The 25,463-nt window shown below is 36.2% G+C and carries 30 protein-coding genes and 1 pseudogene; 5 read left to right on the top strand and 26 right to left on the bottom strand.

Annotated features, from left to right (window positions below; translation table 11 throughout):
- Positions 1 to 16 precede the first annotated feature (16 nt).
- Positions 17 to 811, bottom strand: coding sequence for an SDR family NAD(P)-dependent oxidoreductase (locus BLV40_RS03115; RefSeq protein WP_090687416.1), 795 nt, complete (start codon positions 809 to 811; stop codon positions 17 to 19).
- 9 nt (positions 812 to 820) lie between these two features.
- Complete coding sequence (locus tag BLV40_RS03120) at positions 821 to 1,774, bottom strand: MBL fold metallo-hydrolase (RefSeq protein WP_090687418.1); 954 nt, start codon at positions 1,772 to 1,774, stop codon at positions 821 to 823.
- Positions 1,775 to 1,939: 165 nt separating this feature from the next.
- On the opposite strand from BLV40_RS03120, the gene proI reads away from it, so the two are divergent.
- Positions 1,940 to 2,779 carry a pyrroline-5-carboxylate reductase ProI gene (gene proI / locus BLV40_RS03125; RefSeq protein ID WP_090687419.1) on the top strand — a complete coding sequence of 280 codons (840 nt, stop codon included), beginning with the start codon at positions 1,940 to 1,942 and terminating at the stop codon, positions 2,777 to 2,779.
- 56 nt (positions 2,780 to 2,835) lie between these two features.
- Here the strand turns inward: proI and sdaAA are convergent, their stop codons facing one another.
- The 5 genes from sdaAA to rnz all read right to left on the bottom strand — a co-directional run bounded on the left by sdaAA (position 2,836) and on the right by rnz (position 6,249).
- The gene (gene sdaAA, locus BLV40_RS03130; RefSeq protein WP_026590028.1) at positions 2,836 to 3,714 is read right to left on the bottom strand and encodes an L-serine ammonia-lyase, iron-sulfur-dependent, subunit alpha; all 879 of its coding nucleotides are present in this window, start codon (positions 3,712 to 3,714) and stop codon (positions 2,836 to 2,838) included.
- A gap of 18 nt (positions 3,715 to 3,732) precedes the next feature.
- Positions 3,733 to 4,392 carry an L-serine ammonia-lyase, iron-sulfur-dependent subunit beta gene (gene sdaAB / locus BLV40_RS03135; RefSeq protein ID WP_026590027.1) on the bottom strand — a complete coding sequence of 220 codons (660 nt, stop codon included), beginning with the start codon at positions 4,390 to 4,392 and terminating at the stop codon, positions 3,733 to 3,735.
- 48 nt (positions 4,393 to 4,440) lie between these two features.
- Positions 4,441 to 4,572: a hypothetical protein gene (locus BLV40_RS29585; protein WP_255301430.1), complete on the bottom strand. Its 132-nt coding sequence runs from the start codon at positions 4,570 to 4,572 to the stop codon at positions 4,441 to 4,443.
- Positions 4,573 to 4,676: 104 nt separating this feature from the next.
- On the bottom strand, positions 4,677 to 4,865 hold the full coding sequence (locus BLV40_RS29055; protein ID WP_231503887.1) for a PTS sugar transporter subunit IIC: 189 nt from the start codon (positions 4,863 to 4,865) through the stop codon (positions 4,677 to 4,679).
- A gap of 460 nt (positions 4,866 to 5,325) precedes the next feature.
- Positions 5,326 to 6,249 carry a ribonuclease Z gene (gene rnz / locus BLV40_RS03145; protein WP_026590025.1) on the bottom strand — a complete coding sequence of 308 codons (924 nt, stop codon included), beginning with the start codon at positions 6,247 to 6,249 and terminating at the stop codon, positions 5,326 to 5,328.
- A gap of 189 nt (positions 6,250 to 6,438) precedes the next feature.
- Between rnz and BLV40_RS03150 the strand changes: the two genes are divergently transcribed.
- On the top strand, positions 6,439 to 6,690 hold the full coding sequence (locus BLV40_RS03150) for a DUF3932 family protein (RefSeq protein ID WP_090687421.1): 252 nt from the start codon (positions 6,439 to 6,441) through the stop codon (positions 6,688 to 6,690).
- A gap of 112 nt (positions 6,691 to 6,802) precedes the next feature.
- Here BLV40_RS03150 and BLV40_RS03155 read toward each other — a convergent pair whose 3' ends face one another.
- Positions 6,803 to 7,237 (bottom strand): hypothetical protein, encoded by a 435-nt coding sequence (locus tag BLV40_RS03155; protein WP_090687423.1) that lies wholly within the window; start codon positions 7,235 to 7,237, stop codon positions 6,803 to 6,805.
- Between the two features lie 126 nt (positions 7,238 to 7,363).
- On the opposite strand from BLV40_RS03155, the gene BLV40_RS03160 reads away from it, so the two are divergent.
- Positions 7,364 to 7,873, top strand: a complete 510-nt coding sequence (locus tag BLV40_RS03160) for a YhcN/YlaJ family sporulation lipoprotein (protein WP_090688301.1) — start codon at positions 7,364 to 7,366, stop codon at positions 7,871 to 7,873.
- Between the two features lie 132 nt (positions 7,874 to 8,005).
- Here BLV40_RS03160 and BLV40_RS03165 read toward each other — a convergent pair whose 3' ends face one another.
- On the bottom strand, positions 8,006 to 9,244 hold the full coding sequence (locus BLV40_RS03165) for a DNA polymerase IV (protein WP_090687424.1): 1,239 nt from the start codon (positions 9,242 to 9,244) through the stop codon (positions 8,006 to 8,008).
- Between the two features lie 121 nt (positions 9,245 to 9,365).
- Here BLV40_RS03165 and BLV40_RS03170 point away from each other — a divergent pair.
- Positions 9,366 to 9,595 (top strand): annotated as a pseudogene (locus tag BLV40_RS03170) (hypothetical protein).
- Between the two features lie 54 nt (positions 9,596 to 9,649).
- On the opposite strand, the gene BLV40_RS03175 reads toward BLV40_RS03170, so the two are convergent.
- Both BLV40_RS03175 and BLV40_RS03180 read right to left on the bottom strand, forming a co-directional pair.
- Positions 9,650 to 10,768: a tripeptidase T gene (locus BLV40_RS03175; RefSeq protein ID WP_026590020.1), complete on the bottom strand. Its 1,119-nt coding sequence runs from the start codon at positions 10,766 to 10,768 to the stop codon at positions 9,650 to 9,652.
- A 120-nt stretch (positions 10,769 to 10,888) separates the two neighbouring features.
- Positions 10,889 to 11,434 carry a GNAT family N-acetyltransferase gene (locus BLV40_RS03180; protein WP_026590019.1) on the bottom strand — a complete coding sequence of 182 codons (546 nt, stop codon included), beginning with the start codon at positions 11,432 to 11,434 and terminating at the stop codon, positions 10,889 to 10,891.
- A 199-nt stretch (positions 11,435 to 11,633) separates the two neighbouring features.
- On the opposite strand from BLV40_RS03180, the gene prli42 reads away from it, so the two are divergent.
- Complete coding sequence (gene prli42 / locus BLV40_RS28375; RefSeq protein ID WP_090687428.1) at positions 11,634 to 11,726, top strand: stressosome-associated protein Prli42; 93 nt, start codon at positions 11,634 to 11,636, stop codon at positions 11,724 to 11,726.
- Between the two features lie 104 nt (positions 11,727 to 11,830).
- On the opposite strand, the gene BLV40_RS03190 is transcribed toward prli42, so the two are convergent.
- The 15 genes from BLV40_RS03190 to lpdA form a co-directional block, all read right to left on the bottom strand.
- Positions 11,831 to 12,070: a DUF3894 domain-containing protein gene (locus BLV40_RS03190; protein ID WP_026590018.1), complete on the bottom strand. Its 240-nt coding sequence runs from the start codon at positions 12,068 to 12,070 to the stop codon at positions 11,831 to 11,833.
- Between the two features lie 73 nt (positions 12,071 to 12,143).
- Complete coding sequence (locus BLV40_RS03195; RefSeq protein ID WP_026590017.1) at positions 12,144 to 12,695, bottom strand: L,D-transpeptidase; 552 nt, start codon at positions 12,693 to 12,695, stop codon at positions 12,144 to 12,146.
- 16 nt (positions 12,696 to 12,711) lie between these two features.
- Positions 12,712 to 13,680 (bottom strand): aromatic acid exporter family protein, encoded by a 969-nt coding sequence (locus tag BLV40_RS03200; RefSeq protein ID WP_026590016.1) that lies wholly within the window; start codon positions 13,678 to 13,680, stop codon positions 12,712 to 12,714.
- Positions 13,681 to 13,971: 291 nt separating this feature from the next.
- Entirely contained in the window at positions 13,972 to 14,694 is a 723-nt protein-coding gene (locus BLV40_RS03205; protein WP_026590015.1) for an amino acid ABC transporter ATP-binding protein, read from the bottom strand.
- The gene (locus BLV40_RS03210) at positions 14,687 to 15,346 is read right to left on the bottom strand and encodes an amino acid ABC transporter permease (protein WP_026590014.1); all 660 of its coding nucleotides are present in this window, start codon (positions 15,344 to 15,346) and stop codon (positions 14,687 to 14,689) included. The genes BLV40_RS03205 and BLV40_RS03210 overlap by 8 nt, the downstream gene beginning before the upstream one ends.
- A 37-nt stretch (positions 15,347 to 15,383) precedes the next feature.
- Positions 15,384 to 16,163, bottom strand: coding sequence for a transporter substrate-binding domain-containing protein (locus BLV40_RS03215; protein ID WP_090687430.1), 780 nt, complete (start codon positions 16,161 to 16,163; stop codon positions 15,384 to 15,386).
- A 394-nt stretch (positions 16,164 to 16,557) separates the two neighbouring features.
- Positions 16,558 to 16,971 carry a BrxA/BrxB family bacilliredoxin gene (locus BLV40_RS03220; RefSeq protein ID WP_139265493.1) on the bottom strand — a complete coding sequence of 138 codons (414 nt, stop codon included), beginning with the start codon at positions 16,969 to 16,971 and terminating at the stop codon, positions 16,558 to 16,560.
- A 142-nt stretch (positions 16,972 to 17,113) separates the two neighbouring features.
- Positions 17,114 to 17,521: a YjdF family protein gene (locus tag BLV40_RS03225; protein ID WP_090687432.1), complete on the bottom strand. Its 408-nt coding sequence runs from the start codon at positions 17,519 to 17,521 to the stop codon at positions 17,114 to 17,116.
- Between the two features lie 138 nt (positions 17,522 to 17,659).
- A complete protein-coding gene (locus BLV40_RS03230) occupies positions 17,660 to 18,124 on the bottom strand; it encodes an NUDIX hydrolase (protein WP_026590010.1) in 465 nt (154 codons plus the stop codon).
- Positions 18,125 to 18,331: 207 nt separating this feature from the next.
- The gene (locus BLV40_RS03235; protein WP_090687434.1) at positions 18,332 to 19,042 is read right to left on the bottom strand and encodes a DUF421 domain-containing protein; all 711 of its coding nucleotides are present in this window, start codon (positions 19,040 to 19,042) and stop codon (positions 18,332 to 18,334) included.
- 119 nt (positions 19,043 to 19,161) lie between these two features.
- The gene (locus BLV40_RS03240) at positions 19,162 to 20,340 is read right to left on the bottom strand and encodes an FtsW/RodA/SpoVE family cell cycle protein (RefSeq protein WP_090687436.1); all 1,179 of its coding nucleotides are present in this window, start codon (positions 20,338 to 20,340) and stop codon (positions 19,162 to 19,164) included.
- Between the two features lie 345 nt (positions 20,341 to 20,685).
- Positions 20,686 to 21,999, bottom strand: coding sequence for a dihydrolipoamide acetyltransferase family protein (locus BLV40_RS03250; protein WP_090687438.1), 1,314 nt, complete (start codon positions 21,997 to 21,999; stop codon positions 20,686 to 20,688).
- Positions 22,000 to 22,014: 15 nt separating this feature from the next.
- Complete coding sequence (gene bfmBAB / locus BLV40_RS03255) at positions 22,015 to 22,998, bottom strand: 3-methyl-2-oxobutanoate dehydrogenase subunit beta (protein ID WP_090687440.1); 984 nt, start codon at positions 22,996 to 22,998, stop codon at positions 22,015 to 22,017.
- Positions 22,999 to 23,011: 13 nt separating this feature from the next.
- A complete protein-coding gene (bfmBAA, locus tag BLV40_RS03260) occupies positions 23,012 to 24,013 on the bottom strand; it encodes a 3-methyl-2-oxobutanoate dehydrogenase subunit alpha (protein ID WP_026590005.1) in 1,002 nt (333 codons plus the stop codon).
- Between the two features lie 26 nt (positions 24,014 to 24,039).
- A complete protein-coding gene (lpdA, locus tag BLV40_RS03265) occupies positions 24,040 to 25,461 on the bottom strand; it encodes a dihydrolipoyl dehydrogenase (protein WP_090687442.1) in 1,422 nt (473 codons plus the stop codon).
- Positions 25,462 to 25,463 lie beyond the last annotated feature (2 nt).

Genomic DNA, 25,463 nt, shown 5'->3' on the forward strand with positions numbered 1-25,463 from the left:
TCCATTTGGAAATCTCCTATTTTTTACTTAATGATTTACCTGCTACACGTTCAAACAATCCCGGAAATAACGCAAAAAGTTTTGGTCCAATATTCATCCATTTGGGTAAATTCACTTCACGCTTTTTCGTTCGCATCACTTTTACAATTTGCTCTGCTACATATGTTGGCTTTAACATGTAACGCCCCATATTTTTTACATATGTACCGGATTGATCGGCAATATCAAAAAAGTTTGTGTCAATTGGTCCTGGATTAATTGCTGTTACATAAATATTTGTACTTGAGAGCTCCATGCGTAAGCTATTCGTAAATCCTAATACCGCATGTTTGGTTGCAGCATACGCACTCGATTTTGGCGTTGCAATTTTCCCTGCTAACGAAGCAATATTAATGATTTGCCCACTATCTTTTTCTAACATATGAGATAATACCGCTTTCGTACAAGCTACTAATCCAAATACATTAACCTCGAACATATCTTTCACTTCAACCATGGTCGCTTCTTCAAATGTTTTGAAAATGCCAAAGCCAGCATTATTTACTAATATATCAATTTGTCCTGCATCTGCTAGTATTTTTGCAAAGACAGTATTAACCTCTGTTTCTTTACTTACATCTAATACATAATAATAACAAGGCGTATTGTAAGTCGTTTTAATCTTCCCCGCTAATACTCGCAGTTTTTCTTCTGTCCTCGCTATTAATACAGGAATTGCGCCCTCAGCTGCAATTTGCATCGCGACTTGTTCTCCAATCCCACTAGAAGCTCCTGTAATGACGATTACTTTTTCTTGTAAACGTCCTGTCATCGCTGTCACCTACTTTGCATAATAAATCAATTGTGGCGACGATTCATCAATCATCACTTGTTGATTATATGCTAAAAAGTCTAATTGTCCAACTGTTTCCGAAATCGTAAGTGGCAATTGTTCTTTATATAATACAGGAAATAATTTCACACATACTTCAAAGGCTGTCATCGGCTTTTCTTTTAATAATTCTAATACTTTAAATGCGCGTGTTTCTTGCTTTTGCAATCTTCCTCTTATCAGCGCTTTCACATCCACAATATCTTCTCCGTGACCTGATAAAATACGTGAAATATTCATATTACTTAAACGTTTTAATGTTTGGTTATATTGTAACAAAGGCCGTGCTCGCTCCGTCTGCCCTTCATATGGCGGTTCTAGTATTGGATTCGAAGAAATATGACTAATTAAAGCATCCCCACCAATTAACAGTCCATCTCTCTCCCTATATAACGAAATATGCGTCGAAGCATGCCCAGGTGTTTCAATAACTGTAAACTCAGGTAACGACTCAATACTATCTCCCTCTAGTACAGTATGTGTTAACGACCTATTACAAGAATATTTAAGTGTTTTCGTTGTAAGTAATACTTCATCTTTCAAAAATGCTTCTGGGACGCCAAACTGTAATGCGGCTTCTTTAAAAAATTGCTGATAACGTTTCAAAAATTGAGAATCTTGTGTAATCCATGGCTCATTCCAAGGATGGCCAACAATATTCGTCTTCTCGGAAAATGTATTTAGAAGCCCACAATGATCAGCATGATGATGTGTAATCACTACTGTTTCAATGTCTTCTATCTTGTATCCTAAAGTCCTTAATTGTTTTTCTAATGCTGACTTTGCCTCTTTTGTATTTGTCCCTGTATCAATTAATGTTAATGATTCTCCCTCTACTAAAAACACATTAACTGTCTCAACTGCAAATGGAACAGGAATCTCCATTCGATGAATTGCTACCATGTTTATGCCCCCCATCTCTCTCCGGTTCAAAATGAATCTCTCTTCAGTTTACAACTTCCATAAAAATTTGTCATTATTTTCAGACAAAAAGAAGGTTTTTTCTATAATAAAACGAATGTATGTAAATTTATAAGTTTTTCTTACCAAAATGAAGGAGGCTTCATCATGTCTATTCAAAATATTTCCTTTCTAGGTGCTGGATCAATAGCTGAAGCAATCATCGCCGGTTTATTAGATGCAAATGTTGTAAAGAGTGAACAAATTACAGTAAGTAATCGCTCCAATGAAACAAGATTACAGGAATTACATACAAAATATGGTGTTAAAGGAACCCATAACAAACAAGATCTACTGGCTCATGCAGATATTATCTTTCTCGCAATGAAGCCAAAGGATGTAGTGGAAGCCTTAACACCTCTTAAAGAATATATAACAAGTAGCCAACTTATCATTTCATTATTAGCAGGTGTTTCTACAAGTTCTATTACAAGTCTGCTTCAAAAAAATGTTCCGATTATCCGTGCAATGCCAAATACATCGGCAGCTATTTTAAAATCAGCTACAGCTATCTCTCCATCCTTGCATGCAACAGAGCAACATGTTCATATTGCTAAATCTTTATTTGAAACAATCGGTCTTGTTTCAGTAGTAGCAGAAGAGCATATGCATGCTGTTACTGCCCTATCTGGAAGCGGTCCTGCATATGTGTACTACGTAGTTGAAGCAATGGAAGAAGCTGCAAAACAAATCGGCTTAGAAGAGCATGTAGCTAAATCTCTTATTTTACAAACAATGATTGGTGCAGCTGAAATGCTTAAAGCGAATACAAAACACCCTTCTATCTTACGAAAAGAAATTACCTCTCCTGGTGGAACGACAGAAGCTGGAATCGAGGTTCTACAAAGTTTTAATTTTCAACAAGCACTCATCGCGTGTATTACACAAGCTACAAAACGATCTCATGAGCTAGGAAAAACATTAGAACAATTAGCAAAAGAAAAATAAAAAACAGAGCTCAGAAAATAAATCTGAGCTCCGTTTTTTATTACGATCGTATTCTCTTATTTGCTACTCTTCCCAAAAATCTCTTCTTGAAGGCGACGTCCTGTCGGTGTTGCTGCTAGTCCACCTTCAGCCGTCTCACGAAGTGCAACTGGCATTGTTTGCCCAATTCTAAACATCGCTTCAATAACTTCATCACATGGAATCGTACTTGTTACACCAGCTAATGATAAATCAGCTGCAATCATCGCATTTGAAGCACCTGCTGCGTTACGTTTTACACAAGGGACTTCTACAAGTCCAGCAACAGGATCACATACTAATCCTAACATATTCTTTAGAGCAATTGCCATCGCCGTAGCCGCTTGCTCCGGTGTTCCTCCTGCCATTTCAACAGCTGCTGCCGCTGCCATTCCACTTGCTGAACCAACTTCAGCTTGACATCCTCCAGCTGCACCAGAAATACAAGCATTATTGGCAACAACCATACCAAATGCTCCAGCTGTAAATAGAAATTCAATCATTTCTTCGCGTGTTGGCTGTAACTTTTCTTTAAGTGCAAACAATACTCCTGGTACAGTGCCCGCTGATCCAGCTGTTGGTGTTGCACAAATGATTCCCATCGCTGCATTCACTTCATTTGTCGCAACAGCTTTACTTACCGCATCCAACATCGTATGTCCAGATAAGCCTTTTCCACTCTTCATATACTCTTGTACTTTCACCGCATCTCCGCCAGTTAAACCGGTTGGTGATTTTACACCACGAATACCACGTTCTACTGCTTGTTCCATCACGACTAAGTTTTTTTCCATACCTGCAAGTACTTCTTCACGAGAAATACTTCTCGTTTGCATTTCACATTGAATCATAATTTCTGCAATTTTTACATTCTGTTCTTTAGCTTGTGTCACTAGTTCCGCTGCGTTCCGAAACATGGTGTGTCCCCCCTGCAATTAGTCCATAATAGTTACTTGACAAATATTTGATTGTCCCTTAATTTCCTCAATCACTTCATCTGCTAATAATTCATCTGTTTCAATGACCATAAGTGCTTTTCTTCCCTTTTCCTTACGTGAAACACTCATTGTACTAATATTAATTTCATGCTTGGCAAGTATAGAAGCTACAGATGCAATCGCTCCAAAGCGATCGTTATTGACAATAAGAAGTGCTGGACTTGTTCCTGATAATTGTAAATCAAATCCGTTTAATTCCACCACTTCAATCTTTCCACCACCGATTGAACAAGCAACCACTTCAATCTCCTCTTCTCCTTTATACAAGCGAATTCTCGCTGTATTCGGATGTGGTGCATTCGCTTCTTCTTCAATAAAATTCACTTCAATCCCACGCTCTTTTGCAATTTCTAGCGCACTTGGGATACGTATATCATCTGTTTCAAATCCTAGTATTCCACCAATCAATGCGACATCCGTACCATGACCACGATATGTTTTGGCAAACGAGCCATATAACGAAATCGTAATTTTTTCTGGTTCATGCCGGAAAAGTTGACGAGCAACCTGTCCCATTCTTGCTGCCCCTGCGGTATGTGAACTGGACGGCCCAATCATAACTGGACCGATAATATCAAATACTGAGCGATATTTCATCATGATTCCCCCTAAACCTTTTATCAAAAATTGCTTACTACTATTCTATTAAGCTGCCGATTCTGTTGCCTTCCCTTCCGTACCACGAATTTGCTGTGCTGTACGAATTGGATAGTTTTTGAATAGAAGTGAGCCGATATATCCTGTAAAATACCAGACACCATAATACATAAGAAACATAGCGTCACTTTCATCGGATCATTAAAGCCATACATTGTCATAAGTCTAACAATAAATCCTGGTAGCAATCCAAATTCTAACACAGAAGCCCCTACAAGCATAGCCTAAACAAGTGAGACCCCCATTACTAACGCAACAAGAGTTGCACCAGCTACTCCGCTTAGACTACCTGCTGATTCTCCAACTTCTTTCAAAAACGGTATGTCAATTACATCTCCATCAACATATAGCTGAAATGCTTCAACTAAGAAACTTGCAACAGCGGCACTCGTTAAAGCACCCATTGCTTTCATACCATTTGGTGCTTTGAAACTAAAAAGCTAAAAAAGACTTAATACAAATAATAATAATAATACAGTTCCTTTAATTATCTCCTTGATGCCCTCTCTCTTTTAGTCAATTTCGTTTCGTTACGAAAAATGGCTAAAATGCACGATGCAACTTACGATGAATTGTAATTCGCCCTCATTATAGCTTGTTTTTGATAAAACGCTTACTTTTATTGAATTTTAAAATTTCCGAATTCAATCTCATTTATTCCCCTTGTATTAATAATAAAACAAATTATCTATATAACAGTTTTTCAAGACAAATGATTTTTCGTACTTCTTTCATACCCTTTCAAAAATCTTAAAATTCCTGTATCAGTTCATAAATTTATCAAATTATAACAGTTCTATCTATTTTATAGAGAAAACTTTTTTATAAAAAACAAAACAATGGCAAATCTATATTGCCATTGTTTGTGAAATGTCACCTTTCTACTGGAAAACATTTCAAATCCATCGCTATTTCCGTATTTGCAAACAGCGACTGAGCTTCTTGTAACAATTCCTTATATGCATCTCCTTGATACCGCGAACTAATGTGAGTCAATATCAATCGTTTCACATTCGCTTGTAACGCAATACTTGCTGCCTGTTTCGTTGTCGAGTGAAAATAATCATGCGCCTGGATTTCATCTGCTGCTGCAAACGTCGCTTCATGAACAAGCACATCTGCGTCTTGTGCAAGTTGGCTACTCGCTTCACAATAACGCGTATCTCCTAATATCGTGATAATTCTCCCTTTTTGCGGTGGACCGATAAAGTCTTTCCCGTGTAAGACTCTTCCATCATTTAATTCTACTGTTTCACCATCTTTTAAACGCTTAAAGATTGGTCCTGGTTTTACTCCTGCTTCTAACAATTTATCAACAAGAAGGTGCCCTTGTATATCTTTCTCTACAATGCGATATCCAAAGCATTCAATCCCATGTGATAATCTCTTCGTTTCTACAGAAAATTGAGTGTCTTCAAAAACAATACCTTCCTCCGTAATTTCAACAATTTCAAGTGGATATTTAACATGCGTCGTACTCACTGATAATGCCACTTCAATGAATTGCCTAATTCCTTTTGGGCCATAAACCGTTAATGGCGTTGTTCCACCTTGAAAAGAGCGACTTCCTAATAAACCAGGTAACCCAAAAATATGATCACCATGTAAATGAGTAATAAAAATTTTTTCAATGCGACGCGGACGCACAGATGTATGTAAAATTTGATGTTGCGTTGCTTCACCACAGTCAAATAACCACGTTTCACCACGTTCCTCTAGTAATTGTAAAGCTATTGATGAGACATTTCTTCCTTTTGAAGGAACGCCTGCACCAGTTCCTAAAAATACAAATTCCACTTTGTTTCCTCCAGCTCTTTATATACTCTATCTCTCATCTTACGGAATGTAATTTCAAATGGCAAATCAAATTTCATAAACAACTCATCTAGACAACTATATAACGCGAACGTTATAAATAAAAAAAATAACAAACGTTCGTATTTTGTAGTAAAATGATTATATCAAATAAAAGGGGAGCCTTTAACTATGAAAGAAGTATTTCGTTTACAAACTGATTTTTCATCTTCATTTGATCGCTGGGTAAGTTCTTTCGTTTCTGATCACCCGGCACAATTACAGTGGACGACTTTAAAAGAATTAATCCATGAGTACACAACATTGCACACAAATCAAACGTTACCGAAATATATTTCTTCTTCTATCACATATTATGCACAACGTATTTCAACAACAAACTATTCAGAGATCGTAATTTATGAAAATTCTACCATCTCATAATCTATAAAATGAAACTTTAATGAGTGGCGTTTTACTGTCCGCAAATAGCAACACAAAAATAAAAAGCATCGATTCTCGATGCCTTTTTTATTTCAAAAATATACAAATCTCATTACTTTAACATATACTCTTTAGTTATATCATAGAAGGATATAACATTCTCTTCTGATCCATTTACCAATCGTTTATATACTTTATCAATGGGAAACACTTTCCACTCTCCTACTTGTAAATGTAAAACCTCTTCATTATCAAAGACTGGTTCTTGAAGCCACTCTGCCTCTTGTCCTAAATGCCTTTTTAGAACTTCGCCTAAATAACTCCCCCAAATTAAAGCCATCGAATACATTTGATTTTCTGTCGGTATATCTTCTTCATCCCCAATTGCTTTCTTATCCCGTAAATCGTTCGCATAATAATCTAAAATCTCTTCCAATTCTTTGATATCCTCCTCGGAATAATTAAAAGTTTTGTCAAAGGCTTTTGCATATTCAATAGCCACATTACAAAGTTCTTGTACCCTATAGCTCAGATTACTTTGCTCCATGCCCTTCCCCCCAAACTTATTTGATAAAAATTATATCATCCTATTTCACTATGCATAATAAATGTACAACTGGTCATTTTAAGAACGTAGTATAATGAAGGAGGGTTATCATTGAAAAATGTAAAGATGCTTACAATCTGTTTTTTAGCAGCTATTTCGCTATTTGGATGTGCAGGAAAGCAAAAGGAGAAAGCATTGGATACTCGCGAAAACAATGACGTACGCAATGTTAGATACGAAGGAACCAACACTGACCTTCAAAGGGTACGAAATGATACGAACGGTATCACGAACAATGAAACACGACTACGCGTAGCCAATAAAGCAGCTGACCGGATTGTTGAATTAGCAGAAGTGGACAACGCAACTGTAGTCGTCACAAACAAAAATGCCTATGTTGCAGTCGTTTTACGTGACAACGTAAAAGGTGATGTCACAAAGCAATTAGAGAACAAAATTGCTGACCAAGTAAGAGCTACAGATCCAGATATCCGCAATGTATTTGTATCATCAAATCCTGATTTTGCAGATCGCATGAGAGACTATGCGGACAAAATCAACCAGGGTAAACCAGTATCAGGACTATTTGAAGAATTTACTGAAACCGTTCGAAGAGTATTCCCTAATCCTCGATAATAAATCAAGTAGCCTTAATTGAAGAAGTAGTAAGCCGAATACTTTTGAAATCTAGACTGGCCGCTACTTCATTCAATTAAGAAGCTATTTAAACATAAAAGGTGTCATGATATGAAATTGTCATGACACCTTTTACATAAATTTATTTTCTAATTTCTGCTGAAAAGATTTTTCCTGCTTTCGAAATAACTGACTTCCTCTTTGCAAAATAGGAGCTCCATATTTATCATTGATCTGGTCAATCACAGCTAATATTGGCTCTTCTTTCGCATCTTCTTCAAATGAAAATAAATCCAGTTGCTTGATTGATTCTGTCTTCCACTCTAGTTCAGTAGCTGTAACACCAAGCAACCTAATCGGATCTCCATCCCAATGTTGTTTCCACAAACGTGAAGAAGCTTGAAAGATATCGCTTTCTTCCCAAATTGCATTTTTTAATTGTTTACTCCGTGTTACTGTACGCCGATCATAATATTTAATCGTAATTTGGATGTTATAACTGACAAGCGTACGTTTTTGTAGCCTTTTACTAACTGATTTCGCTAAGCACTCTAACATATCAAGCAATTCCTTCTCTTCATCCATATCCTTTGAAAATGTCTTTGAATTCCCAACACTTTTATGTTGTCCCATTTGATTTGGATCAACTTCTCTATCATCCATACCTTTTGCCCTTTTTTGTAAATCCACACCATGCTTTCCTATTTTGGCGCGAATGACATGTTCTTCCTCATGTGCTAACTGTTCAATTGTATATATATGGATCTCTTTCAATTTCTCTGCTGTTTTCTCACCAATTCCATGCATCGCTTCAACAGGAAGCGGCCACAGTAACTCCTGAATATCTCGTTTACGAAACACAGTAATACCGAGCGGCTTTTCCATGTCCGACGCAGTCTTTGCAAGAAAAAGGTTTGGGGCAATCCCAATGCTACATGGCAAATGCAACTCCGTTAATAACGCCTGTTGAATCATTCGAGCGATATCAATGGGGGAACCTAATCCATAACAATCTGTTATATCTAAGTATCCTTCATCTATAGAAACAGGCTGTATCTTCTCAGTAAAACGTGACAGAATTTGAAACATTTCAAATGATGCCTCACGATATAATTTAAAATTTGGATGCTTTACAATTAAATCTGGACATAATCGTTTTGCTTCCCAAAGAGGCATTGTTGTTCGTATTCCGTATTCTCTCGCTTCATAACTACATGTTATAATAATTCCTTTTCGCTCTTTTTCATTTCCGGCAATTGCTAGTGGCTTACCTTCTAACGATGGGTCATGCGCAATTTCAACTGATGCAAAAAAACAATTCATATCAACGTGTAAGATGACACGACCGTTTTTGGGATACATTTCTCTCATGTTTTCCACCCCCTAAAGAACATTCGTTCCTAATTTTATTATATCAAATTCCATGAAAACAGTGGAGCTTCTCCAACTACAAAAGCACGTTCGTTCCCATTCATATTTTTGATATACTTATATTAAATATGAATATTTTTTCACAAGAAGTGGCGTACATTACAAACTCAATTACACATTCCTTGTTATTATATTAATTATTGCTATTAACTATTTACTACTGCAAATTTTCAATTTTTATATTACCTTTGCACTTTTCCCTCGCGCAGTAGGTGTAGTAACAAAGTATATACTCCCATGGATTTTTTCTATTGGCTCATTCGCCTTGTAAAAGCGATTAAATCTAAATGAAAAGGGCGTGTAAACCTATTGTGGTTTACACGCCCTTTTTTCTTATGCTTACAATTATTTCGCTACTTCTTCAATAATTGCCACAACTAATTCAGCTGTTTTTGCTAATTCTTCAACAGGAATTTTCTCGTTTGTTGTATGAATTTCTTCATAACCAACTGCTAAGTTTACTGTTGGAATACCATGTCCAGCAATTACGTTTGCATCACTTCCGCCACCGCTTTGGTGAAGAGAAGGCGTACGACCAATTTTTTCAGCAGCACGTTTTGCAACTTCTACAACATGATCGCCATCGGCAAATTTAAATCCAGGGTACATAACTTTTACTTCAACATCCGCTTGACCGCCCATTTCTTTTGCAGTTGTTTCAAATGCTTCTTTCATTTTTGCAACTTGTTCTTGCATTTTTTCATCTACTAAAGAGCGAGCCTCTGCAAAGATTTGTACATGATCACAAACAATATTTGTTTGTGTGCCACCTTCAAAGCGACCGATATTTGCAGTTGTTTCCGAATCAATACGACCTAGTGGCATTTTTGCAATTGCTTTTGCTGCAATCGTAATTGCAGATACACCTTTTTCTGGTGCTACGCCAGCGTGAGCTGTTTTCCCACGAATAATCGCATTTACTTTTGCTTGTGTTGGTGCTGCAACTACGATTTCGCCAACTTTTCCATCGCTATCTAATGCATAACCATATTTTGCTGTAATACGGTCACGGTCCAATGCTTTCGCACCAACAAGACCAGATTCTTCACCAACTGTAATAATAAATTCAATTTTCCCATGGGAAATATTTTTTTCTTTTAAAACACGAATTGCCTCGAACATAGAAGCTAATCCCGCCTTATCATCTGATCCTAAAATTGTAGTACCATCTGATACGATATAACCATCTTTAATAGAAGGCTTAATTCCTTTACCAGGAACTACTGTATCCATATGAGAAGTGAAGTAAATTGTATCTACTCCTTCTTTCGTCGCTGGTAAAGTACAAATTAAATTTCCAGCTCCATGTCCAGTCACACCCATTGTGTCATCTTCAAATACTTCAACACCTAAAGCAGTAAATTTTTTTGTTAACACTTTACAAATTTCTGCTTCATATTTTGTTTCAGAATCTACTTGAACAAGTTCCATAAATTCATTTACTAAACGTTCTTGATTAATCATGAGAATGCGCCTCCTGCATTGCATTATGTATGTAACAAGGTTAATTATAACAGAATTTCGCAAAAGTTTCGAAAGACACGAAAAAAATAGATGGTTCACACATCTAGATAACCATCTATTCTACTCATTTAACAATACCCAGCGCATATGATCTTCCCACACCCCATTCACCATTAACATTTTCCGCGACACTCCTTCATATTGAAAACCAATCTTCGTTACAACTTGAATAGATGCTAAATTACGCGGCATAATCGGGGCTTCAATACGGTGTAAGTGAAATTCTTGAAAAGCAACATCAATTGCTTTTCTAAGCGCTTCTGTTGTATATCCTTTATTCAATTCATCTTTATCTAACTTATAGCCTAGAACGCAAGATTGATAAATCCCTCTCACAATTAAATTGAAAGAAATACATCCTATAATATTCGTATTATCTCCATTCTTAAAAATCCATAATCGAATCGTTTTTCCTTCATTAAACTCTTTTTTATCTTTTTGCAATCGTTTTTTTTGATAGTCTAGTGTAAAAAAATCATCTGGTCGATATTCTTCCCACGCCTTTAAAAACTCACGATTTTTGTCGTAATATTGAAGAACTTGCTCTGCATACGACTCATCGATTTCTCTTAATTGTAAACGTTCTGTTTCATATATTTTCATCATCGTATCTCCATTCTTCATCTAGTAAAACTTTTTAAAGGCACCGAAAAACCTTGTGTCCCATCCTTCTATATTCTCTATGTATTCTATATTTTCCTGTTATATTTTAGATACACTTCTCGAATTTTGTCTTCTTTATACTCTTGTCCATGTTTTCATTTCTCGATACAATAAAATTGTAATGATTGCAAGGAGGACCAGTATGAATAAAAAAGCACAAAAAATTATGATATACGTTATGCTAATTTCAATGCTTGTAACAACATTACTCACTGGAGCTAGTATGTTTTGGTAAAGAGGGCGATGTATTTCGTCCTTTTTTTACACAAACAGGCTGCTTATTCTTCTAGATAGAAAATAAGCAGCCTGTTCAATCACAATGATTTTAATGAATAATATTTATTTCATGATTAGCACAATCGCGACAATACTGAATGAAAAGGCCATCACAAGTGCCATAACAAAACTCGTATAATGTTTCTGCTGAAACGCTCCAATTACAAATGTCAAATTAAGGAACACCATAAAAACAATAGATACAAGAAAAGAACATACATTAAAAGTTGCCAATATGAAAGTAACAACGAATAGAAAGCCAATAAAAAATTGCATATAGGAAAGCTTTGGATTCAAATACATACAAGCAACTCCTTTTCCTATTATCTTTGTATATTCTCATTAACTCATGGTTATGTACACATGTCAAGACAACCTAGTCAGAAAGAAAAAGCCAACTTGTATGGTTGACCTTTTCATAAGCAATAGCCCCTTTTTCTTTTGCGAGCTTCTGAAACGGCTTATTCGTTTTTACAATCCACACCTTTGTTCCAATCGGAATACGATCAAATAAATATTCCACATCTTGTTTCTTCATCCTTATACATCCTTGTGAAATATATTTCCCGATTGAACTTGGCTGATTTGTACCGTGAATACCATATTTACTCCCATCAGTACCTCGTGCATTAAACCCCATCCACCTAGACCCAAGTGGATTTTGGGGTGAACCACCAGGGATATCCTTCGCAATATAATAAGGATTTTTTGCCTTCATTACAATATCAAAAGTCCCCTCTGGTGTTAACTCGTTTGTTTTTCCAGTCGCTACAGGAAAAACTTTTTGAATTTTACCATCATCAATATAAGCAAGCTTATTCGTCTGCTTATTTACAATAATAAATGGATCTCCAGCACGCGGATTATCTCCAAGAGGCCAAATTGGTGAAAGAGAAAAACATAGTAGCAAGGATAGAAAATACGGCATGATTCATTCCTTCCCTCTATATAAGTTCTTTCACATTATCCTTCCCTTTAAACCTACTTTTAATGAGTAAATATTGCTCCATTTCATAAACAAGTTGAACAAGCTTCGCACGCATTTCAAATTCTTCACGGGTCTCAGGAAGTGGCATTTCCCTAAAAATCTCTCGCATTTCTTGTAATTGTCTAAGTGAAATAAGCCCCGTACTTTCAGGACGAATTGAGTTCCCAACGTTTTCAATCATTTCCGCAATCATATCTGATTGTTCATATGACCACGATAATGAGGCTGCAAGTGGCATAATCCGCTCCAAAATTTCAAATTGCTGCATACGCATATCAAAATATCGATAATAATAATCATCTTCTCGCATAAATTGATTTTCAAGCTTTTTGAAAGACAGCTCTTTTGCTTGCTTCAAAATGTTCTCTGTTTCAATTAATTCTTTTCCAGACCATGCGCTATCCCGATTTCGTAAATATACAGCCATCTCAAATAAAATCGTTTTAAAATTCCATTCTACTTTTTCTTGATAGCCTTTTAATTTTTTTTCTGCACTTGGCATATACATATTTACTAACAAAGCCACACTAATCCCAATTGTTAAAACAGCTACTTCATTCCCAATCGCTGCCCATGTGATATGTTTTAATGAATATAAATGCATAACAATAACTGAACTTGTAACAATTCCTTCTTGAATCTTAAACATAACAGCTGTCGGAATAAAAGTAAGAAGTAACAAACTAATTGCAAGCGGCGTATAACCGATTGTTTCAAAAATACAAAATGAGAATGCCATTGATAACAAACAGGCCAAAAATCGATGTAAAGAGACTTGAAGTGATTTCCACTTCGTATTTTGTACACACAAAATAACCAAAATCCCCGCAGAACTATAAAATTCCAGCCCGAATAGCTGGGCAATAAAAACTGCTACACCTGTTCCAACTGCTGTTTTCACTGTACGATATCCAATTCTAAACATATCATTGCTCCTATACATTCATTCTAATTTCCCAGCATATAAGTCACGGCTATGAAAATAAAAAGGTCTCTCCACTCATTTTCTCCCTTTGTTTTCACGTGGCATGGGGATAAAAAAGCAATGACCGATTCTATGCAAGGGCTGACGCTCTCTTCTCCCTAAAAGAAAAGGTTTTATATTGTTTTTTCAATCTGTATTTATATATATGTATACAGGTAGTTACAGTAAGTATAAAAAAAGGATGACAAACTGTCATCCTTTTCTCCTTATTATTCACGTAACTTTTACATGTTACAATATTTTTTGTAAAAATTCTTGCGCCCGCTTGCTCTTTGGCTCTGTAAAAAACTGTTCTGGGTGTGTATCTTCAACAAGTTTACCACCATCTAAAAAGAGCACACGATCAGCTACTTCTTTCGCAAAACCCATCTCATGTGTCACAATTGCCATCGTCATTCCAGTAGTCACTAAAGATTTCATTACTTCTAATACTTCCTTTACCATTTCAGGATCAAGTGCAGATGTTGGTTCATCAAATAGCATAACTTCTGGCTCCATTGCCAAAGCTCTGGCAATTGCAACACGCTGCTTTTGTCCGCCTGAAAGACGATTTGGATACGCGTCCTTTTTATCGAGCAGCCCTACTTTTTCAAGAAGCTCCTTTGCCTTTTTCTCCGCTTCCTGTTTTGTCACTCCTTTTACATTTACTGGTGCATACGTAATATTTTCTAATACAGTCATATGAGGGAATAAGTGAAAATGTTGAAACACCATACCAACATTTTCGCGAACATGCATAATATTCGTTTTTGGGTTAGTCACTTCGGCATTACCAATCCAAATGTTACCACTTGTAGGTGTTTCTAGTATGTTCATACAACGTAAAAATGTTGATTTCCCCGATCCAGACGGTCCAACAATCGCAACAACTTCGCCTTTTTCAATTGTTGTTGTAATGCCTTTTAATACTTCATTTTGTCCAAATGATTTATGAAGGTTTTCAACTTTAATCACTTTTCTTCATTCTCCCTTCAATTGCTTTCCCAACAAACGTAAGAATAATTACTAAAATATAGTAAACAAGTCCGACAAATAATAGCGGTTCAAGATATTTAAACGTTTCACCACCTACAATATAAGCACGGCGCATTAAATCTGTAGCACCAATTACCGTTACTACTGCTGACTCTTTTGTAAGTGTTGCAAACTCATTCACAAGCGCTGGTAATATATTTTTTAATGCTTGTGGCAAAATAATATTTCTCATCATTTTTCCATACGGAACACCTAATGCCATCGCAGCTTCTGTCTGTCCTTTATCAACTGCTTGAATACCTGCACGAATTATCTCTGACATATATGCACCTGAATTTAAACTAAATGCAAGTACTGCTGCTAAAAATGCAGGTATATCATATCCAATCATTTGCGGGACACCGAAATAAATAATCATTAATTGCAAGACGAGCGGTGTACCACGAAATATCGATGTATATAAATCAGCGGCGATATTTAATACTCTTATTCTAGCAATTTTGCAAAGTGCTAATAGCGTTCCGAGCATAAAACCAGCTATAGCAGATACTGCTACAATTTTCAGTGTAACTTCTAGACCCTTTAATATATATGGTATCGACGGAGTAATTGCCGAAAAATCTAAGTTCATCTTTTGTCATTCCTCTCACAGAAAATAGAAAGGCAGCTTACTTTCCGCTGCCAAACCATTTCTTCACTAATTTATCCATTTCACCATTCTCTTGCATTTTCTTAATTACTTTATTAAATTCTGCTGTTTTATCACTATTCTTCGGAAGGGCAATTGCTGCTCCTACTTCTTCTGGAGCTTCCTTGATTTCAATTCCTTGTAAATCTTTTATTTTGTCTAAATAATTTTTAGCAACTGTATCTTCTATAATGGCAGCGTCAAAGCGTCCAGCCTGAATTTCTTGTACAATTTCTGGTATACGGTCACGACCTTCCGCCTGGAAGTTCACTTGTTTTTTGAAGTCGTTTGCTTTTTCTTCTTGAATAGAACCTGTTTGTACTCCTACTTTTTTATCTTTTAAATCTTGTAATGATTTAATACCAGAATCCTTTTTCGAAACGATCATGTTTTTAGCAACAAAATATATATCTGTAAAATCGGCATTCTTCTTACGATCTGGATTTGGTGTCATACCTGCCATAACAAAATCAACTTTTCCTGAGCTAAGAGATGCTAGCAATCCTCCAAAATCCATATCCTTTATTTTCACTTCATAACCAAGTTCTTTTCCAATATATTTTGCAATATCTACATCAAAACCGATAATTTCATCACTCTTGGAAGCTTCTACATATTCATAAGGTTTATAGTCTGCTGAAGTTCCCATAATAAGTACTTTCTTATTTTCATTCGCTTCTTTTGTTTCTCCCTTACTACAAGCACTAAACATACTTACGATTAAAATAAGTGCAAATGAAATTGATAATAACTTCTTCATGTTTCTTCCCCCTAATAATGTATATTTAAAAGTTTTATAGAATTTTTATTAGATGCTTGTATTGTATCAGCGTTTTTATTTTTATGCAATAATTAAAATAAAAATAAATAATGTTTTTAATTATAATCAATATCCAATATGTTTTTTATGTATATTTTTTTGCATAATACATGTTTTTTATGTATATTCTCTTTCATGATATGCAACTAAGAATAAAGAAATTCAAATTCTATTAATCATTAAAGTGAGATTTTTCTACATATCCTTTCAATATGTGAAACTTCTAGCAAAAAGGAAATTTTTCTACTCCCCATCTTCCTCGTTTCACTCTAATTAGCAAGATACAAAAAAAACGGTACAAACACATAAGTGTCTGTACCGTTTTTTCATTCTATTAAATCTCTTCACAATTCTCTTCAAAATACGATTGTAATTTTGCAATAACTTGCATTGGATCGTGACCTTCAATTTCATGGCGTTCAACCATCGTTACAATCTTTCCATCTTTTAATAATGCGAAAGACGGAGAAGATGGTGGATATCCTTCAAAATATTCACGTGCACGTGCTGTTGCCTCTTTGTCCTGACCTGCAAATACTGTTACAAGTTGATTTGGACGTTTATCATAGTGTACGGAATGTGCAGCAGCAGGGCGAGCAATACCACCTGCACAACCACATACTGAGTTTATCATTACAAGCGTTGTGCCCTCTTTTTTGAACGCTTCATCGACCGCTTCTGTTGTTGTTAATTCTGTATATCCAGCGGAAACAATTTCCTCACGCGCTTGACGGACAACATCATTCATAAAAAAGTTAAAGTTAATCAATGTTTTCCCTCCTCTAGATCTATCTATTTGTATCTTACCAGTTACTGTTTCAGAAGTACAAGTAAACTTACTTTTGTGTATAAATAAAACGTCTTAGAACAAGTGTCCTAAGACGTTTCTCTTAATGTCCACGATGCTTTTGTTTTGCTTTTTGCACTTTGATAAGACGTTTTTTCTGCTTTTCTGCTTCACGCTGTTCCTTAGATTGCACTCTTTTTTCCTGCTTATGCAATTCATAAGATAAACTAATTGCTTCTTGTGCTTTCGTAAAGCGCTTTGTATGCATTTCTTTCGCAGCTTCTCTTATGATACGCTTTATATTTTTTGGACGCTGTTTCTCTTTCACTTTAACACCACATCTGGCAAAGTGATTAAAATACTTTAGCATCATACCATTTACAAACAAAAGTATCTCTTCATCTGATGGCTCAGCACCAAAAATATACCTCGCTGCATACAAAGTTCCTTTATGTGTGTTCTCAATCATTCCTACAAAAAACTGACCATCGTGATATACTGTCAAATCCATTCGACAGCCCCTCCTTAGAAAAAATTAGAAATACTGGACATCCCGGAGGGGAAGGTTACTGACATACTAGTATGCGCCTGGACTACCAACCAGAACTGTGTTTTTGCATTTCTATATCCATTATACATCATTTTTACTTCATTTAACTCTTTTTCCTATATTTTCATATACTTCAATCATTTTTTTATGCGAACCTACAATATAATCTGGTAATCCTGTAATTGGAAAGAATTTAAGTTGAACTGCTTCCTCTTTATTGACAGATAGCAACCCTTCATATTCATTTGTATAATAAGCCGTCGTTACGGATTGAAATTCATCACCATTCGCTAATTTTATAAAGTAATTCGCTCCAGAGAACACATTAATGAGCTTTAAATTTTTTACATGAATCCCTGCTTCTTCATATACTTCACGGCAAGCTGTTTCTTCTGGTGATTCTCCAAGTTCCATCAAACCGCCAAGTAATCCCCATTTTCCGTACGGTTCTGTTCGTTGTTGTAGCAAAACATGTCCATCTTCATTCAATACGAGAACAACAGCACCAACTAAAATTAAAGGGCGATGACCAACTACTTTCCGTAATTCTTCTACATATCCCATCGAAACAAACCCTTCTTTTTCTATTTCGTTGTCCACACTATTGTATCATATGCAAGAAATGGTAAAATGCCATATTTTTTACTTTTTTATAAAGTAAAACTTTAATCAGTGGAGTTTTTCTCCCTCCCCAGTGATAATTCATTTTCATCAATTAGGCTTTTACGAGCAGCACATTCCCCCACCTAACTTTTTTTCTTTCCTTGCATTTTAATCTTGAACGCTAGACAAAATATTGATTTGTGCATTTTCATCTATAGTTGCTAATTGAATCAATTCAATTGATACTTTTTTTGATAATTCCTCCTTTGCCCATCTTTCCGTTTTCCCCAATAAAGTGAGCACATCCTTTTGAATTTTCCCGTCTTTTACAAGAATAAATGAAATAGGTGATTTTTTACCAGCTACTTTCATATCCTGCCGAGATACCGTTTCATATTCTGGATACTGAAATACCGAAACAACACCACTTGCTTCCCATAATGCTAATCTTATCGTTTTAATATCACTAGCACTTTGTAAGCGTAATTCAGAGAATAAATACTCTACTGTAATTCTTGCTTTTTTCAAATTATTAAAATCAATTGACCCATTATGTATAAGTATAATGGGCGATGGTTCTAAAAAGCGTCTCCATCGATCCCATTTCAACGCTAAAATCGAACTGACAATATAAAGAACAATGAGCATACATGTTGTAATCATCGATCCGAGTAAACCGACTCTTTCATCGGATAGTGCGTTAGAGAGATTCCCTTCCAACAATAGCACTAATACGACATCCAAAAAACGAAGCTGTGCAATGGAGCGTTGTCCCATTGCTTTAGCAACAAAAATTAAAAAAATATACGCTATGATAGCTCGAATCATCCATTCTATATAAGAAAGATGATGTGCCCCATTCAAAATATGCATATGCATGAATTTGCACTCCTTAATCATCACAAACTTTCACACTCCCTTTAGTTTGTGATGATTAAGAGCATCTATACAAAAAAGACCGATTCGCATGAAAACGAATCAGCCTTTTTACATAAAAATTAACTAACTGAAAACATATACTTTTTATAAGTTTTCCGCACCGATAAAACGAGCCCCATCATCATCATATTCGAGAATAAGGAACTTCCTCCATATGATAAAAACGGAAGCGCAATTCCTTTTACCGGCATTAATCCAACGATCATACCAACATTTTGGAAGATTTGTAGTGTTAAAACACCAATTATTCCTGCACATAATAATGTACCGAACAAATTATCTGCTGAATACCCAATTATAATTGTTCGATATAAAAGAAGAAGGAACATAAATACAATAAAAGCTGCAATTAAAAATCCACCTTCTTCAGCAATTGTAGCAAAAATGAAATCGGTATGCTTTTCGGGAATGTAGACACTTCCATATCCAAATCCTTTTCCATCCATTCCTCCACTACCCACCGCTAAAATTGATTGTTGTGTTTGATAACCTTGATCTGCGTGCTCAAATGGATCTAGCCATCCCAAAATTCGTGACTGTTGATGTGGCTTTAGTAAAGCAACCAATTTGTTGAAAAAAATATCTGGGTATTTCAAAAATATAAATACTAATGTGGACAATATGGTCAGTGGAATAACTGTACATATTGCAATTAACTTCTTTTGAATACCTGACATAAACAAAATACATGCGATCCCTGCAGCATATAGGAAAACCATCCCTGTATCAGGCTGACTATATACAATTAAAGCAGGTGGAATCGATACTAAAATAATCTTACCTACTAATATTAAATCCGTTTGAAAAGTTCGTACCATATATTTCGCATTATGCTTCACCGCTAAACTGGCAACTAAAATAAGCAACGCAATTTTGAAAAACTCTGATGGCTGAATTGCCCCAAGGACAGGGACACGAAACCATCTTTTTGCACCTAATATTTCAGGTGTTAAACCTTTAAATGGTGAAATCTTAAGTATGATAATAGAAGCAAATCCAACAATATACAATGGCCACGCTAATTTTTGCAACTGATCTAAATCAATACTTGCAACAAGTAGTAATAACACAATACCTATTATATAGTTAATCCCTTGTTTCATTGCAAAGTTCGCATCTCCATATTGCCCTGTTTGTTGACTGCTATATATGGCAGCTATACTTGTAATGCATAAGACACACAAAATTAAAATTAATTTTACATCTAAACTTTTTAGAAACTCGGTACTTCTCTTCATGACACCCTCCTGAAACATTGTTAAGGCAAAATAAAAAATCAGGAGTCAATACGCTTCATGTTTTGACGGCTGATTGCACATTAATCTATAAAATACTTATATAGAATAACTTTCTTTTTCAAACAATACAATATATTATACTACAGTTTCGTCAGTAAGATTTGCCAAAAAAGGATTCTTTTTTTATTGTATATCTATATACTGAATATCAGCAATGTATTTTCATAAATTTATAATACATTGTTATTCATTGTCAGATTAATGGAAGGCATATTTTATTGTGGAATACAAAGTGAAGAAGTATATCTTTTCTAAAGCAAAAAGCTCGCAGACGCGAGCTTTTTATTAATATACAGATGTATTATCCGCTGATACATTTTCAAGAATTTCTTTTACACGTCCTAAGAATTTACCACAAATCAAACCATCAAGTACGCGGTGATCAAGTGATAGACATAAGTTAACCATGTCACGTGCACCAAACATGCCATTATCCATAATTACTGGACGTTTTACAATAGATTCTACTTGTAAAATCGCAGCTTGTGGATAATTAATAATTCCCATGGACTGAACAGATCCAAATGATCCTGTGTTATTAATTGTAAATGTACCGCCTTGCATTTCGTCTGCTTTCAATGATTTTGTACGGACTTTTCCTGCAAGTTCTGTAATTTCACGAGCAATGCCTTTAATTGTTTTCTCATCTGCTTGTTTAATAACAGGTACAAATAACTCATCTTCTGTTGCAACTGCGATAGAAAGGTTAATATCCTTCTTCTGAACGATTTTATCGCCAGCCCACATTGAATTAATTTGCGGGTACTCTTTCAATGCTTGTGCAACTGCTTTTACAAAGAATGCAAAGAATGTTAAATTGAAACCTTCGCGCTTTTTGAATTCGCCTTTGATTGAATTACGGTATGATACAAGATTTGTTACATCTACTTCAATCATCATCCATGCGTGCGGTGCTTCATGTTTGCTACGCAGCATATTCGCAGCAATTGCTTTACGCACACCTGTTACCGGAATTTCGATATCTCCAGGTACTGTCGGTACAGATACTGGTTTTGCCGCTTCTGCTTTTGGTGCTGGCGTAGCTGATTTTGGTGCCTCCTGTAGTTTTGGTACAGAGACAGGTGCCTCTTCTTTGTTTGCCCCAACTACCGGGATGTTACCAGATTCAACTAGCTTTAAAATATCTTTACGTGTGATACGGCCATTTGCCCCCGTACCTTCCACTGCATCTAAATCAAGATTATGTTCACCTGCAAGTTTTAATACAGCTGGTGAGAAACGTGGTTTGCCATCAGTTGGTTGCTTCATTTTTGGTGCTTTTCCAGATGAAGCTACTTCTACTTTTGGTTCCTCTTTTGTTTTCTCTTCTACAGTCGTGGCAGCTACTTCATCTGCTCCTTCTACTTGAATTACACAAACAACTTCACCTACAGCCAGTGTATCACCTTCACCAGCGATTAACTCTTTCACAATTCCAGTGAAAGAAGATGGCACTTCTGCATTTACTTTATCTGTCATTACTTCTGCAAGCGGATCATATTTATTTACATGATCGCCAACATTTACGAGCCATTTACTAATTGTACCTTCTGTTACACTTTCCCCAAGCTGAGGCATTGTAATATTTTCTACAGCCATGTATAGTCCCCCCGATTAAAATTCCGCAAGTTCACGCATTGCTTTTTCAACTTTATCTGGATTTACCATAAAGAATTTTTCCATTGTTGGTGCATATGGCATTGCTGGAACGTCTGGACCTGCAAGACGTGCAAGTGGTGCATCTAAATCGAATAAGCAATTTTCTGCAATAATTGCTGCTACTTCACTTATGATGCTTCCTTCTTTATTATCTTCCGTTACAAGAAGAACTTTACCAGTTTTTGAAGCTGCTTCAATAATCGCTTCTTTATCTAATGGATACACAGTACGTAAATCAAGAATGTGAGCAGAAATGCCATCTTTCGCTAATTTTTCAGCAGCTTGAAGAGCAAAGTGAACACATAATCCATATGTGATGACCGTAATATCATCACCTTCACGTTTTACATCTGCCTTTCCGATTGGTAATACATAATCGTCCTCTGGTACTTCGCCTTTAATTAAACGATATGCACGTTTATGTTCAAAGAATAGTACTGGATCTTCATCACGAATTGCTGCTTTTAATAATCCTTTTGCATCATATGGTGTAGAAGGAATGACAATTTTTAAACCTGGTTGATTTGCGAACATTGCTTCTACAGACTGCGAATGATATAACGCACCATGAACACCGCCACCAAATGGTGCACGTATAGTAACTGGACAAGTCCAGTCGTTATTAGAACGGTAACGAATTTTCGCTGCCTCAGAAACAATTTGGTTTACTGCCGGCATAATGAAATCAGCAAATTGCATTTCAGCAATTGGACGCATTCCGTACATTGCCGCACCAATTGCTACCCCAGCAATTGCAGATTCTGCAAGCGGTGTATCAAGGGCACGATCTTCACCAAATTGATCATACAATCCAGTTGTCGCTTTAAATACACCACCTTTTTTACCAACGTCTTCTCCTAATACAAATACTTTCTCATCGCGTTCCATTTCCTCGCGCATCGCTAATGTAATCGCGTCAATATAAGACATTACAGCCATGAAACGTTCCCCCCTATTCTGCGTATACGTGCTTCAATGCGTCTTCAGGTGCTGCATACGGAGCATTTTCTGCATATTCTGTAGCTTCGTTTACGATATGCATAATTTCATCTAACAGTTGTTTTTCAGATTCCTCTGTTAACACGCCAACTTCCTTTAAATAAGCAGCAAATGTAAAGATTGAATCTTTTTTCTTTGCCTCTTCTACTTCTTCTTTATCACGATATACACGATCATCGTCATCACTAGAGTGTGCTGTCAAACGATATGATACCGTTTCAATTAAAGTTGGACCTTCACCTCTGCGGCCACGATCAGCTGCTTCTTTTACAGCTTTATATACTGCAAGTGGATCATTTCCGTCTACTGTATATCCTGGCATACCATAACCAATCGCACGATCTGATACATTCTTACATGCTAATTGCTTTTCAACAGGAATAGAAATTGCATATTTGTTATTCTCACACATGAAAATAACAGGCAATTTGTGTACACCAGCAAAGTTTGCACCTTCGTGGAAGTCACCCTGGTTAGAAGAACCTTCACCAAATGTTACAAACGTTACTAAATCTTTCTTCTCCATCTTACCAGCTAAAGCAATACCAACTGCATGCGGTACTTGCGTTGTAACTGGAGACGATCCTGTCACAATACGGTTTTTCTTTTGACCGAAGTGACCAGGCATTTGACGGCCACCAGAGTTTGGGTCTCCTGCTTTTGCAAAGCCAGATAACATAAGCTCTTTTGCTGTCATACCAAATGCTAGTACTACACCCATATCACGATAATATGGCAATGCATAATCTTTTTCGCGATCAAGTGCAAATGCTGCACCTACTTGCGCAGCTTCCTGTCCTTGACAAGAAATTACGAATGGAATTTTCCCTGCACGGTTTAATAACCACATACGTTCGTCAATTTTACGTGCAAGTAACATCGTACGATACATTTCTAATACTTGCTCATCACTTAAGCCAAGTTCTTCATGGCGCTTTTCTTTTACTTCTGCCATTTTTATAACCTCCTAAATCCACATTTTTATGCGTGTAACGCTTTTCCATCTACTGCTAACGCAGCTTCACCAATCGCTTCTGATAATGATGGATGCGGATGAATTGTATGTGCCACTTCCCAAGGTGTTGCATCAAGCACTCTTGCAAGACCTGCTTCAGAAATCATATCCGTTACATGTGGACCAATCATATGAACACCAAGAATATCATTTGTTTCTTCATCAACTACAAGTTTGACAAAGCCATCTGATTCGCCGTATACAAGCGCTTTTCCTATTGCACGGAATGAGAATTTACCTACTTTTAATTTATAACCTTTTTCTTTTGCTTCTTGTTCCGTTAAACCAACAGAAGCTACTTCTGGACTACTGTATACACATTTCGATACCATAGAGTAATCGATTGGCATAACTTCTTTACCAGCTATATGTTCTACAGCAACAATACCTTCATGAGAAGCAACGTGTGCAAGCTGTAAGCCGCCGATTACATCACCAATTGCATAAATATGTGATTCTTTCGTTTGATAAAATTCATTTGTTTGAATGTATCCTTTTTCTACGACAATTTCTGTATTCTCTAAACCGATATTTTGTGTATTCGCTTGTCTTCCTACAGATACAAGCATTTTTTCTGCCTTGAATTCTTTATTTTCACCATTGTGTTCTGCTTGAATTGCTACTCCATTATCTTTTACCAATGTTTCTGGTAATACTTTTGCACCCGTCACTACTTTAATACCTTTTTTCTTGAATAGACGTTGCATTTCTTTAGAAACATCTTGATCCTCAAGCGGCAGGACATGTTTTGCATATTCTAAAACAGTAACTTCTACACCGAAGTCAGCAAGCATAGATGCCCATTCAATCCCGATTACACCGCCGCCCACAATAATAATGGACTTCGGAAGTGTTTCCATTTTTAAAGCATGATCTGATGACATTACATATTCTCCATCTAATTCTAAACCTGGTAATGAATTTGGACGAGATCCTGTTGCAATCAGAACATTTTTTGGAATAAGCATTTCATTCTCTTCACCACTTGCAAGTTCAACCGAAATGGTTCCTGGCATTGGAGAGAAGATAGAAGGTCCAAGGATTCGGCCGATACCTTCAAACACATCAATTTTACCTTGCTTCATTAAATGTTGAACGCCTTTATGAAGCTGCGTTACAATTTTTTCTTTACGCTCTTGCACTTTTGCAAAGTTTAATTCTACATTGCTCGTTACAACGCCAAACTCTTCACTCTTTTTCGTAGTTGCATATACTTCAGCACTGCGTAGCAATGCTTTACTAGGGATACACCCTTTGTGTAAGCAAGTTCCGCCAAGATTATCTTTTTCAACAAGCGCTGTTTTTAGCCCTAATTGTGATGCACGAATGGCAGCAACATATCCACCAGTACCGCCGCCAACGATGACTAAATCATATTCTTTTGCCATTA

Origin of the sequence: Bacillus sp. 166amftsu, assembly GCF_900107445.1 — a bacterium.
Classification (GTDB): domain Bacteria; phylum Bacillota; class Bacilli; order Bacillales; family Bacillaceae_G; genus Bacillus_A; species Bacillus_A arachidis.